The 12,637-nt window shown below is 71.0% G+C and carries 11 protein-coding genes; 5 read left to right on the plus strand and 6 right to left on the minus strand.

The genetic code is table 11. The features are described from left to right. Positions 1 to 5: 5 nt before the first annotated feature. Both tal and tkt read right to left on the minus strand, forming a co-directional pair. Entirely contained in the window at positions 6 to 1,124 is a 1,119-nt protein-coding gene (gene tal, locus ACIPYQ_RS33420) for a transaldolase (RefSeq protein ID WP_401257824.1), read from the minus strand. Between the two features lie 34 nt (positions 1,125 to 1,158). Next, complete coding sequence (gene tkt / locus ACIPYQ_RS33425) at positions 1,159 to 3,246, minus strand: transketolase (RefSeq protein ID WP_401257825.1); 2,088 nt, start codon at positions 3,244 to 3,246, stop codon at positions 1,159 to 1,161. Positions 3,247 to 3,579: 333 nt separating this feature from the next. Here tkt and ACIPYQ_RS33430 point away from each other — a divergent pair, with 333 nt between their 5' ends. The 3 genes from ACIPYQ_RS33430 (at position 3,580) to ACIPYQ_RS33440 (ending at position 6,094) form a co-directional block, all read left to right on the plus strand. Then, a complete protein-coding gene (locus tag ACIPYQ_RS33430) occupies positions 3,580 to 4,521 on the plus strand; it encodes a heme o synthase (RefSeq protein ID WP_361765064.1) in 942 nt (313 codons plus the stop codon). Between the two features lie 15 nt (positions 4,522 to 4,536). Next, positions 4,537 to 4,905 carry a hypothetical protein gene (locus ACIPYQ_RS33435; RefSeq protein WP_401257826.1) on the plus strand — a complete coding sequence of 123 codons (369 nt, stop codon included), beginning with the start codon at positions 4,537 to 4,539 and terminating at the stop codon, positions 4,903 to 4,905. Positions 4,906 to 4,999: 94 nt separating this feature from the next. Further along, positions 5,000 to 6,094: an amidohydrolase gene (locus ACIPYQ_RS33440; RefSeq protein ID WP_401257827.1), complete on the plus strand. Its 1,095-nt coding sequence runs from the start codon at positions 5,000 to 5,002 to the stop codon at positions 6,092 to 6,094. A 72-nt stretch (positions 6,095 to 6,166) separates the two neighbouring features. Here the strand turns inward: ACIPYQ_RS33440 and ACIPYQ_RS33445 are convergent, their stop codons facing one another. The 4 genes from ACIPYQ_RS33445 to ACIPYQ_RS33460 form a co-directional block, all read right to left on the minus strand. Further along, positions 6,167 to 7,156 carry a heme A synthase gene (locus tag ACIPYQ_RS33445; RefSeq protein WP_401257828.1) on the minus strand — a complete coding sequence of 330 codons (990 nt, stop codon included), beginning with the start codon at positions 7,154 to 7,156 and terminating at the stop codon, positions 6,167 to 6,169. 4 nt (positions 7,157 to 7,160) lie between these two features. Further along, positions 7,161 to 8,294 carry a hypothetical protein gene (locus ACIPYQ_RS33450; protein WP_401257829.1) on the minus strand — a complete coding sequence of 378 codons (1,134 nt, stop codon included), beginning with the start codon at positions 8,292 to 8,294 and terminating at the stop codon, positions 7,161 to 7,163. A gap of 68 nt (positions 8,295 to 8,362) precedes the next feature. Next, positions 8,363 to 9,145 (minus strand): ABC transporter permease, encoded by a 783-nt coding sequence (locus tag ACIPYQ_RS33455; protein WP_361765079.1) that lies wholly within the window; start codon positions 9,143 to 9,145, stop codon positions 8,363 to 8,365. After that, positions 9,142 to 10,068, minus strand: a complete 927-nt coding sequence (locus tag ACIPYQ_RS33460; protein WP_401257830.1) for an ABC transporter ATP-binding protein — start codon at positions 10,066 to 10,068, stop codon at positions 9,142 to 9,144. The genes ACIPYQ_RS33455 and ACIPYQ_RS33460 overlap by 4 nt, the downstream gene beginning before the upstream one ends. 389 nt (positions 10,069 to 10,457) lie before the next feature. Between ACIPYQ_RS33460 and ACIPYQ_RS33465 the strand changes: the two genes are divergently transcribed. Continuing rightward, positions 10,458 to 11,219, plus strand: a complete 762-nt coding sequence (locus tag ACIPYQ_RS33465) for a metalloregulator ArsR/SmtB family transcription factor (protein WP_361765085.1) — start codon at positions 10,458 to 10,460, stop codon at positions 11,217 to 11,219. Continuing rightward, on the plus strand, positions 11,216 to 12,631 hold the full coding sequence (gene sufB, locus ACIPYQ_RS33470; RefSeq protein ID WP_214930288.1) for a Fe-S cluster assembly protein SufB: 1,416 nt from the start codon (positions 11,216 to 11,218) through the stop codon (positions 12,629 to 12,631). The genes ACIPYQ_RS33465 and sufB overlap by 4 nt, the downstream gene beginning before the upstream one ends. Positions 12,632 to 12,637 lie beyond the last annotated feature (6 nt).

Genomic DNA, 12,637 nt, shown 5'->3' on the forward strand with positions numbered 1-12,637 from the left:
GGTGTTCAGGCCTCCGTGGGGGCAAGGCGCTCAAGCTCCGCCTCGGTCGACTTCAGCAGGTCGTTCCAGGACGCCTCGAACTTCTCGACGCCCTCGTCCTCGAGCAGCTGCACCACATCGTCGTACGAAATGCCCAGCTTCGCGACCGCGTCGAGCTCGGCACGGGCCTGCTCGTAGGAGCCGCGCACGGTGTCGCCCGTGATCTGCCCGTGGTCGGCGGTGGCCTCCAGGGTGGCCTCCGGCATGGTGTTCACCGTGTTCGGGGCGACCAGGTCTTCCACGTACAGGGTGTCCTTGTACGCCGGGTCCTTGACGCCCGTCGAGGCCCACAGCGGACGCTGCTTGTTGGCTCCGACGCGCTCCAGGGCGGCCCAGCGGTCCGAGGAGAACACCTCCTCGTACGCCTCGTAGGCCAGACGGGCGTTGGCGAGCGCCGCCTTGCCCTTGAGGGCCTTCGCCTCGTCCGTGCCCACCGCGTCCAGGCGCTTGTCGATCTCGCTGTCCACGCGGGACACGAAGAAGGAGGCGACCGAGTGGATCAGGGACAGGTCCAGGCCCGCGGCCTTGGCCTTCTCCAGGCCCGCCAGGTACGCGTCCATGACCTCGCGGTAGCGCTGCAGCGAGAAGATCAGCGTGACGTTGACGCTGATGCCCTTGCCGATGACCTCGGTGATCGCCGGCAGGCCGGCCTTGGTCGCCGGGATCTTGATGAGCGTGTTCGGGCGGTCCACCAGCCACGCGAGCTGCTTGGCCTCGGCGATGGTCGCCGGCGTGTTGTGCGCCAGGCGCGGGTCGACCTCGATCGACACGCGGCCGTCCTGGCCGTCGGTGCGGTCGTAGACCGGGCGCAGGATGTCGGCGGCGTCGCGGACGTCCGCCGTGGTGATCATGCGCAGGGCCTCTTCCACGGTGACCTTGCGGGTCGCGAGGTCGGTGAGCTGCTGCTCGTAGCCCTCGCCGCCGCTGATCGCCTTCTGGAAGATCGCCGGGTTGGTGGTGACACCGACCACGTGCGACTGGTCGATGAGCTCGGCCAGGTTGCCGGACGTGATGCGCTTGCGGGACAGGTCGTCCAGCCAGATCGCCACGCCTTCGTCGGAGAGGCGCTTGAGTGCGTCTGTCATGGGATTACATCTCCTACTTGGTTCTGGACCGGCGTCAGCGCGCGGCGGCGGCGAGGGAGTCCTTGGCGGCGGCGGTCACGGCCTCGGCGGTGAAGCCGAACTCGCGGAAGAGCACCTTCGCGTCGGCGGAGGCGCCGAAGTGCTCCAGCGACACGATGCGGCCGGCGTCGCCGACGTACCGGTGCCAGGTCAGGCCGATGCCGGCCTCGACCGCGACGCGGGCCTTCACCGAGGAGGGCAGGACGCCGTCCTTGTACTCCTGCGGCTGCTCCTCGAACCACTCGACGGACGGCATGGAGACCACCCGGGTCGGGATGCCCTCGGCCTGGAGCTGCTCGCGGGCCTCGACGGCGAGGTGGACCTCGGAGCCGGTGCCGATGAGCACGACCTGGGCCGGACCGCCTTCGGCCTCGAAGAGCACGTACCCGCCCTTGGCGGCGTCCTCGTTGCGCTCGTAGGTCGGCACGCCCTGGCGGGTGAGCGCCAGACCGTGCGGGGCGCCCTTGCCGAACACCTTGGTGTGGCGCTTGAGGATCTCGCGCCAGGCGATCGCGGTCTCGTTGGCGTCGGCCGGGCGGACGACGTTCAGGCCCGGGATGGCGCGCAGCGAGGCCAGGTGCTCGACCGGCTGGTGGGTCGGGCCGTCCTCGCCGAGACCGATGGAGTCGTGCGTCCACACGTAGGTCACCGGCAGGTGCATGAGGGACGACAGGCGCACGGCGTTGCGCATGTAGTCGGAGAACACCAGGAAGGTGCCGCCGTAGACACGGGTGTGGCCGTGCAGGGCGATGCCGTTCATGGCCGCGGCCATGGCGTGCTCGCGGATGCCGAAGTGGAGGGTGCGGCCGTACGGGTCGGCCTCCGGCAGCGGGTTGTCCTTCGGCAGGAACGAGGAGTTCTTGTCGATGGTCGTGTTGTTGGAGCCGGCCAGGTCGGCCGAGCCGCCCCACAGCTCCGGGATGACCGCGCCGAGCGCCTGGAGCACCTTGCCGGAGGCGGCGCGGGTGGCGAGGCCCTTGCCGGCCTCGAAGACGGGGAGCTCGTCCTCCCAGCCCGCGGGCAGCTCGTTGGCGTTGATGCGGTCGAACGAGGCGGCGCGCTCCGGGTTGGCGGTGCGCCAGGCGGAGAAGTCCTTCTCCCAGGCGGCCTTGGCCTCGCGGCCGCGGTCGAGCGCCCTGCGGGTGTGCGCGATGACCTCGTCGGAGACCTCGAAGGTCTGCTCCGGGTCGAAGCCGAGGACGCGCTTGGTGGCCGCGACCTCGTCGTCGCCGAGCGCGGAGCCGTGGGCGGCCTCGGTGTTCTGGGCGTGCGGGGCCGGCCAGGCGATGATCGAGCGGGCCGCGATGAAGGACGGGCGCCCGGTCTCGGCCTTGGCGGCCTGGAGAGCGGCGAACAGCGCCTTCGGGTCGAGGTCGCCGTTCTCCTGCTGCGCGACGCGCTGGACGTGCCAGCCGTACGCCTCGTAGCGCTGGATGGTGTCCTCGGAGACGGCCGTCTCCGTGTCACCCTCGATGGAGATGTGGTTGTCGTCCCACAGCAGCACGAGGTTGCCGAGCTTCTGGTGGCCGGCCAGTGCGGACGCCTCGTGGGAGATGCCCTCCTGGAGGCAGCCGTCGCCCGCGATCGCGTAGACCATGTGGTCGAACGGGGAGGTGCCCGGGGCGGCCTCCGGGTCGAACAGGCCGCGCTCGTAGCGGGCGGCCATGGCCATGCCCACCGCGTTGGCGACACCCTGGCCGAGGGGGCCGGTGGTGGTCTCCACGCCGGCCGTGTGGCCGTACTCCGGGTGACCGGGGGTCTTCGAGCCCCAGGTGCGGAACGCCTTCAGGTCGTCCAGCTCGAGCCCGAACCCGCCGAGGTACAGCTGGGTGTAGAGCGTCAGGGACGAGTGCCCCGCGGAGAGCACGAAGCGGTCGCGGCCCACCCACTCGGGGTCCGCCGGGTCGTGCCGCATCACCTTCTGGAAGAGGGTGTACGCGGCGGGGGCCAGGCTCATCGCCGTACCGGGGTGGCCGTTTCCGACCTTCTGGACCGCGTCAGCGGCCAGGATGCGGGCGGTGTCGACGGCCCGCTGGTCCAGTTCGGTCCACTCGAGCTCTGTGGTGGTCGGCTTGGTGCTCACCGTGGGTCAGGGCTCCTCTCCACATGTATGAATCCCGGTGACGAACGGTGCACCGGCGCGATTCCGAGCCTACCCCCGCAACGGCGTGCAGCTATTCGAGTGCAGGCAGTCCGTCACCGCGCCGCCGACCCGTGTTCACCCCTGCACGGGGGTGCGGGCCGCGGCGTCCCCCGTAGGTATGCACGGTCCGATCGGCCCAACACGAGGCGACCCCGGCGCCGGGCGACGTAAGTGCAACGTCTACAGTGGCGTGGTACGCGCAAGCCTTAACCGGGCCTTCACACTGTGAACGGCCCGCGTCGGAGCTTGCTGGATTCTCTCTCAGGGGTGTGCGTGACGGCCGTCGAATCCCGTCCAGCGGCGGTGCTCGGGACGAGCCCCGGTCACCGGCCGTTCGGGACCCGCGTCATGGCTTTCGTGGCATTGACCAAGCCGCGGATCATCGAACTTCTGCTGATCACCACAGTGCCGGTGATGTTCCTCGCCGAGCAGGGCGTGCCGTCACTGTGGCTGGTCCTCGTGACCTGCTTCGGCGGCTACTTGTCCGCGGGCGGCGCCAACGCGCTGAACATGTACATCGACCGCGACATCGACGCGCTGATGGACCGGACCTCGCAGCGCCCGCTGGTGACCGGGATGGTCAGCCCGCGGGAGTGCCTGGCCTTCGGCCTCACCCTCGCGGTGGTCTCCACCCTCTTCTTCGGCCTGCTCGTCAACTGGCTGTCGGCGGCGCTGTCGCTCGGCGCGCTCCTCTTCTACGTCGTGGTCTACACGATGCTGCTGAAGCGGCGCACCGCCCAGAACATCGTCTGGGGCGGCATCGCGGGCTGCATGCCGGTGCTCATCGGCTGGTCGGCCGTCACGAACTCGGTCTCCTGGGCAGCGGTCATCCTCTTCCTCGTCATCTTCTTCTGGACGCCGCCGCACTACTGGCCGCTGTCGATGAAGGTGAAGGACGACTACGCGCGGGCCGGCGTGCCGATGCTCCCCGTCGTGGCGGGCAACAAGGCCGTGGCGCGCCAGATCGTCCTCTACAGCTGGGTGATGGTGGCGGTCTCGCTGCTGCTGACCCCGCTGGGATACACCGGCTGGTTCTACACCGCGGTCGCGCTGGCGGCGGGCGGCTGGTGGCTGTGGGAGGCGCACGCGCTGCACGCACGGGCCAAGGCGGGCGTGACGGGCGGGAAGCTCAAGGAGATGCGCCTGTTCCACTGGTCGATCACCTACGTGTCGCTGCTGTTCGTGGCGGTGGCCGTGGATCCCTTCCTCCGCTGATTACTCGCCGGTAGCATGCCCTCCATGGGAGACACCGCAGACACCGCAGGCGCAGCGGACACCGCAGGCGCCGCGGACAAGAAGCAGGACCGTACGGCGGCGAAGCTCGCCAAGCAGATCGGCGCCTTCGCCAAGCGGCACGGCGGCGCCGAGGGCCAGCTCGCCCACATCGGCCAGGCCGGCACCCGGATCGTGCTCGTGGGTTCGGACGGCGGCTGGGGCGACCTGGTGGCGCCGACCTTCGCGGTGGCGCAGCTGGCCGCCGAGAAGGCCGGGCTGACCCTCCACGAGGAGTTCGACGGGGAGTTCGCGGCGCGCGTGCGCACCGGCCCGTACGAGTGGACGCGGATGGCCGGCATCCAGCTCGGCGGACACGAGAGCTAGGTTCTCGGTCAACAGCGCGAGCAACACCTCACACCCCGCTCACCCGTTAGGACGTGTGGAAGCCCCTTCCTCACGTCCGCAACGGGATGCCCGGATGATCGAAACGCCGCCCCTGGTGGACCAGTACTGCCACGGAGTACTCCGTACGGAGCTGGGCCTGGGCACCTTCGAGGCCCAGCTGGTCCGCTCGGCCGGCCCGCCCGCCGCGGGCACCACCTTCTTCGACACCCAGACCGGTTTCGCGGTGCGCCGCTGGTGCCCGCCGCTGCTGGGCCTGGAGCCGCACGCCGCCCCCGCCCGCTATCTGGCCCGACGGCGCGAGCTGGGCGCGGCCGAGACCGCGCGGCGGCTGCTCAGGGGTTCCGGGGTCGCCGCCTACGTGGTCGACACCGGGGTGCCCGGGGACCTCACCGGGCCCAAAGAGCTGGCGCTCGCCGGGGACGCGGAGGCCTTCGAATCGGTCCGGCTGGAGTTACTGGCCGAGCAGGTCGCCGACACCTCCGGCACGGTGTCCGCCTTCCTCGCCAATCTCGCCGAGGCCGTCCACCACGCCGCCGCCGGGGCCACGGCCTTCACCTGCGCGGCCGCCTTCGACGGCGCGGGCGCCACGGCCCTCGCGCCCGATCCGCCCGGTCCGGGCGAGGTGCGCGGGGCGGCCGGACGGTGGCTGGCCGGGCGGTCCAGGGGCGGGGCCGTACGGGACCCCGTACTCCTGCGGCACCTGCTGTGGAGCGCGGTGTCGTCCGGGCTGCCGCTCCAGCTGCACACGGGCGCGGAGGATCCGGCGCCGCTGACGGAGTTCGTACGGGCCACCGCGGGCCCGGGTGCGCGGCTGGTGCTGCTCGGCGGGCTCGCGCACCACCACCGGCACGCGGCGCGGCTCGCGGCGGCCTTCCCGCACGTCTACGCCGACACCGGACCGGCCCTCGGGCGGACCGGGGCGGGGGCCGCGGCGGTCCTGGCCGAGCTGCTGGAGCTCGCGCCGTTCGGGAAGCTGCTGTTCTCCAGCGGCGGCGGGCGGCTGCCGGAACTGCACGCGGTGGGCGCCCTGGTGTTCCGGGAGGCGCTGGGCCGGGTGCTGGGCGGCTGGGTCGCGGAGGGGTCCTGGTCCTGGCGGGACGCGGAGCGCGTGGCCGCCATGGTCGCGGCGGGCAACGCCCGCCGCGTCTACCGACTGGACGGCCCTTAGCCACGCGCCCGTCGGCCCGCGAGCCCGTCAGTCCACGCGCCGCTCACCCACGGGCCCCTCGGCCCGCACGGCTCAGACGGCGGAGAGCTGCGGGTCGCCCTGGGCCGGGACGTCCGCCTGCTCGGACGGCCGCTCGCGCAGGCTCAGCGCGACCCGGAGCACCGCGATCCACACCAGGCAGGAGCCCAGCATGTGCGCGGCGACGAGGACCTCGGGCAGGTCGGTGAAGAACTGCACGTAGCCGATGCCGCCCTGGGCGAGCAGCACGATCAGCAGGTCGCGGGCGCGCGCCCGGGTGTCGACGGGGGCGTCGACCACGCGCAGCACCAGCCACATCGCGACGGCCAGCGCGCACACGACCCAGGCGGCGACGGCGTGCACGTGGGCGATGGCCGTCCAGTCGAACGGCATCCGCCTGATCTCGCTGCTGTCGCCGGCGTGCGGTCCGGAACCGGTGACCACCGTGCCCGCCGCGATCAGCACGAGGGTGGTGACGATCAGCGCCCACGACAGCTTGCGCACCGGACCCGGTACGCGCGGGCGGGGGGCGGTGTCGCCCTCGGCCGCGCGCTGCCAGGTGACGGTCGTCACCGCGATGAGCGCGGTGGCGAGCAGGAAGTGCCCCGCCACGCTGTACGGGTTGAGGCCCGTCATGACGGTGATGCCGCCGAGCACGGCGTTGGCCATCACGATGACGAACTGGACCCAGCCGAGTTTCGTCAGCGAGTGCCGCCAGGGCTTGGCCGAGCGCGCCGCGAGGATGATCCAGCCGACGGCCGCGCTGAGCACGTACGTCAGCATCCGGTTGCCGAACTCGATGGCGCCGTGGAAGCCCTGGGCCTGCGTCGCGATCAGGCTGTCGTCGGTGCACTTGGGCCAGGTGTCGCAGCCGAGACCGGATCCGGTCAGCCGCACCGCGCCGCCGGTGACGACGATGGCCACGCTCATGACGAGGGCGGCGAGTGCCGCGCGCCGGACGATCCGGGGTGACGGAGTCCAGCGGTCGGCGATGTAAGCGAAGGGGTTCAACACGGCACCTATCGTAGGCGGCGCCTTGTGCAAAGTTTCACGAGGGGGTGGCCGCGGGTGCGTCGGGGCCCGCGACCAGCCGGAACCTCGCCCCGGCCGGGTCGCCCTCCTCGTGCCACCACACGCGGATGCGCCAAGGGACCCCGTCGCCCGGGTAGTCCGCCGATCCCGTGAACCCCCGTATCAATTCGCCCGCTACGTCCTCGGCCGTCCGGTTCCTCACTTCTGTGGTGCTGTGCCAGGGATGGGGGAGTACTTTCCACAGTCCGTCAGGACCGCGCACCTCGACGCGCCACACCGCGAGCCAGGGCGTGACCTCCAGCATCGTCCGCACCTGTTCGGGGCCGAGGCGCAGCCGGGCCGCGACCTCGGACTCCTCCACCCCCTGGAGGCGGGCGGCCACCACGGCCTGCGGCAGCAGCCGTTCGGGCATCAGTCCCCGCGCGCGCAGGCCGACCAGGGACTCGAAGGCCAGGAAGCGCAGCCGCAGTTCCAGCTGGCGGCCGATGTGGTCGAGGGCCTCCTCGGCCTCCTCCGACTCCTCGGCGCCGGGATCCGCGAGCAGCAGCTGCCGGAAGTCGGACTCCGCGTCCACGGCCCAGGCCACCGCGTCCTCGGCGAAGCCCAGCTCGGCGAGGCGGTCGCCGAGGAACACCTTGGCCTGGGCGAGGCCCCGCCGGTTGACCGGATCGTGCTGGTCCAGGCCCGCCCACACCTCCACCGCGGTCCGGGTCAGATCACGGGCGCGCTCACCGGCCGCCCGCTCCATGGCGCTCGGACCCTCGGTGGCGGCCGGGCCCAGCGGGTGCCTCGGCAGCCGGGACTCGTCGCTCAGCGGCCAGGCCAGCCACACCCCGTGGTTGATCAGCCCGCGGGCGTACCAGCGGGCGTACTCGGCGGAGTGCCGGGCCGCGCGCTCGGAGCTGCGCAGCCCCTCCTCGATCGTGGCCAGCGCGCCCGCGCGGTCCCCCGTGGCGAACCGCAAGGCTGCCCGGTCGGCGAGCCGGAGCCCGAGCAGCGCGGTGCACTGCGGGTCGTCCGGGAGGGCGCGCAGGGCGCCGATGAGCTCGTCGAGGAGCCGCTCGCGCTCCTCCGGTCCCGCGTGCGCCGCCCCCGACCGCACCTGTGCCCACTGCTCGTCCAGCCGAAGTACGGCCTCCCGCTGCACCATGTCCGCCCCCCGGCTTCATGTGTGGAGGCGCCCATCCTCGCGGCAATCTCAGCGGGAGGGGAAGGGTTTCATTCCCAGCGGAAGAGCCGCGCGGCGGCGCCCAGACCGAGTACGGCCCAGCCGGCGAGCACGGCGGCGTCGCCCCACGGCAGCGCGGCCCCGTGCTGGAGCACCTCGCGCAGACCGTCGGAGAGGGCCGAGATCGGCAGCAGTCCCAGGACGGACTGCACCGCCTCCGGGAACTTCTCCATCGGCACGATCACCCCGCCGCCGACGAGCAGCAGCAGGAAGACCAGGTTGGCGGCGGCCAGGGTCATCTCGGCCTTGAGCGTGCCCGCCATCAGCAGCCCCAGCCCGGAGAAGGCGGCGGTGCCCAGCAGGATCAGCGCGGCGACCGACAGCGGGTTCCCGTGCGGGGACCAGCCCAGGGCGAGGGCGATCGCCGTCAGCAGGGCGATCTGCAGCACCTCGGTGACCAGCACCGACAGGGTCTTGGCGGCCATCAGGGCCCAGCGCGGCAGCGGCGAGGCCCCGAGCCGCTTGAGGATCCCGTAGCGGCGGTCGAAGCCGGTGGCGATGGCCTGGCCCGTGAAGGCGGTGGACATCACGGCGAGCGCCAGGATGCCGGGGGCGAGGAAGTCCACGGACTTCCCGGAGCCCCCCTCACCGACGGGCACGGTGATGATGTCGACGGCGGAGAACAGGGTCAGCAGCAGGGCCGGGATGATCACGGTCAGCAGCAGCTGCTCCCCGTTGCGCAGCAGCATCCGGGTCTCCAGAGCCGTCTGCGCGAGGATCATGCGGGACACGGGCGCGGCCCCCGGATTGGGGGTGAACGTACCGGCGCTCATGCGCGCAGCTCCTTACCGGTCAGTTCGAGGAAGACGTCTTCGAGGGTGTGCCGCTCCACCGTGAGGCTGTCCGGCATCACGCCGTGCTGCGCGCACCAGGAGGCGACGGTGGCCAGCAGCTGCGGGTGGACGTCGCCGGTGACCCGGTAGGTGCCCGGGAGCAGCTCGGCGGCCTGGGTGCCGTCGGGCAGTGCCTTCAGCAGCGAGGCGAGGTCGAGGGAGGGGCGGCCGGTGAAGCGCAGGGTGTTCTCGGCGCCGCCCCGGCAGAGCTGCTCGGGGCTGCCGTGGGCGATGACCCGGCCCGCGTCCACGATCGCGACCTCGTCGGAGAGCTGCTCGGCCTCGTCCATGTGGTGGGTGGTGAGGACGACGGTGACCCCGTCGGTGCGCAGCTCCCGCACGAGGTTCCAGGTCGCGCGGCGGGCCTGCGGGTCCAGGCCGGCGGTGGGCTCGTCCAGGAAGACCAGCTCGGGGCGGCCCACGACGGCCATGGCCAGGGCCAGGCGCTGCTGCTGGCCGCCGGAGAGCCGGCGGTAGGCGGTGCGGCCGCAGCCGCCGAGTCCGAGGCGTTCCACCAGGACGTCGACGTCGAGCGGGTCGGCGTACAGCTTGGCCATGTGGCGCAGCATCTCGACCGCGCGGGCTCCGGAGTAGACGCCTCCGGACTGCAGCATCACGCCGATCCGCGGGCGCAGCGCCCCGGCCTGGGCGACCGGGTCGAGGCCGAGGACGCGGACGGTGCCGGCGTCGGGGCGGTGGTAGCCCTCGCAGGTCTCCACCGTGGTCGTCTTGCCCGCGCCGTTGGGACCGAGGACCGCGGTGACGGAGGCCGTACGGACGGTGAGGTCCAGGCCGTCCACCGCTGTCTTGGTGCCGTACCGCTTCACCAGTCCGCGGATCTCCACGGCGGGGTCGTTGCTCATGAAGGGTGAGTCTACGGAGCGCCGGGAGGGTCCACGGGCCCCGGGGTCGAGGGGCCCCGGACCCCCGGTGGAGGGGGTGCGGGCCGTTCGCCGACGACGACGGCGTAGTGAATACGGGTTCTTTTCCGCCGGGCCGTTCTGGACGGTCCGGCCGCTTTCCGTGATCTTTTCCGGAACTCGGTGTGTGCCGCTCAGGGAAACATCATGGGGGGAGTTGTGCTGGTGGGGGCGGTGCACTGGCATATTGCAGCCGGCCGGTGAGATGGCGGAATGTTCCCCTCCAAATAACTCTCCGTCGACAAATAAGGTAACCCTTAGTGATGGAGGACACCAGGAGTGGCATCCGTCACGGCTTGTCGGGGCTCGACTAATTACGCAACAATGGCGTTGTGAAATACGGCGAACGGCAGATCGAGACCCCCCAGGGGGAGCTCGCCACCGGGGAGCGGTCAACCCGCAACCGAGTGGCGCGCTCGATCCTGGACCACGGTCCGTCCACCGTCGCCGACCTCGCCCAGCGTCTCGGCCTCACCCAGGCCGCCGTCCGCCGCCACCTCGACACGCTCGTCACCGACGACGTGGTCGAACCCCGTGAGCAGCGCGTGTACGGTGCGCGCACCCGGGGTCGGCCCGCCAAGGTCTTCGCGCTCACCGATTGCGGCCGCGACGCCTTCGACCAGTCCTACGACACGCTCGCCGCGGACGCCCTGCGCTGGATCGCGCAGTCCGTCGGCGGCGGCGAGCAGGGCGAGGCGGCCGTCGCCGCCTTCGCCAGATCGCGGATGGAGACGCAGGCGCGCGCCTACCGGGAAGCGATGGAGGCGGCCGCCCCCGGAGACCGTACGGAGGCCCTGGCCAAGGCGTTGACCGCAGACGGGTACGCTGCTACGGCGAAGAGCGCTCCCGGTCCGCACAGCGGTGAACAGCTCTGCCAGCACCACTGCCCGGTGGCCCACGTGGCCGAGCAGTTCCCGCAGCTCTGCGAGGCGGAGACCGAGGTCTTCTCCCGCCTGCTCGGGACGCACGTGCAGCGTCTCGCCACCATCGCCCACGGCGACGGAGTGTGCACCACGTTCATTCCGCGCAGCGCGAGCACCACACAGACCGACACATCAGTATCTGCAAGTACGGCCGGGAGGAACCCCGCATGACCACGGAGACTGCTCACCCTGAGCTCGATGGCCTGGGCACCTACGAATACGGCTGGGCCGACTCCGACGCGGCCGGTGCCGCTGCCAAGCGGGGTCTGTCCGAGGACGTCGTCCGCGACATCTCGGCGAAGAAGTCCGAGCCGGAGTGGATGCTGAAGCTCCGCCTCAAGGGCCTGAAGCTGTTCGACAAGAAGCCCATGCCGAACTGGGGTTCCGACCTCTCGGGCATCGACTTCGACAACATCAAGTACTTCGTGCGTTCCACCGAGAAGCAGGCCGCTTCCTGGGAGGACCTGCCGGAAGACATCAAGAACACGTACGACAAGCTCGGCATCCCGGAGGCGGAGAAGCAGCGCCTCGTCGCCGGTGTCGCGGCCCAGTACGAGTCCGAGGTCGTCTACCACCAGATCCGTGAGGACCTGGAGGAGCAGGGCGTCATCTTCCTCGACACGGACACCGCGCTCAAGGAGCACCCGGAGCTCTTCCAGGAGTACTTCGGCACGGTCATCCCGGTCGGCGACAACAAGTTCGCGTCGCTGAACACCGCCGTGTGGTCCGGCGGATCGTTCATCTACGTCCCCAAGGGCGTCAAGGTCGACATCCCGCTGCAGGCCTACTTCCGTATCAACACGGAGAACATGGGCCAGTTCGAGCGGACGCTGATCATCGTCGACGAGGACGCCTACGTCCACTACGTCGAGGGCTGCACCGCTCCGATCTACTCCTCGGACTCGCTGCACAGCGCCGTCGTCGAGATCATCGTCAAGAAGGGCGGCCGCTGCCGCTACACGACGATCCAGAACTGGTCGAACAACGTCTACAACCTGGTCACCAAGCGCGCCGTGGCGTACGAGGGCGCGACCATGGAGTGGATCGACGGCAACATCGGTTCCAAGGTCACCATGAAGTACCCGGCCGTCTACCTGATGGGCGAGCACGCCAAGGGCGAGACCCTCTCCATCGCCTTCGCGGGCGAGGGCCAGCACCAGGACGCCGGCTCCAAGATGGTCCACATGGCGCCGAACACCTCCTCGAACATCGTCTCCAAGTCGGTGGCCCGGGGCGGCGGCCGCACCTCGTACCGAGGCCTGGTCGAGATCGGCGAGGGTGCCCACGGCTCGAAGTCCAACGTGCTGTGCGACGCGCTCCTCGTCGACACCATCTCCCGCTCGGACACGTACCCGTACGTGGACGTCCGTGAGGACGACGTCTCCATGGGCCACGAGGCCACCGTCTCCAAGGTCTCCGACGACCAGCTCTTCTACCTGATGAGCCGCGGTCTGACGGAGTTCGAGGCGATGGCCATGATCGTGCGCGGCTTCGTCGAGCCCATCGCGCGTGAGTTGCCCATGGAGTACGCCCTGGAGCTGAACCGGCTGATCGAGCTGCAGATGGAGGGTTCGGTCGGATAGTCCCGG

Origin of the sequence: Streptomyces sp. NPDC090045 (assembly GCF_044747975.1) — a bacterium.
Taxonomy (GTDB): Bacteria; Actinomycetota; Actinomycetes; order Streptomycetales; family Streptomycetaceae; genus Streptomyces.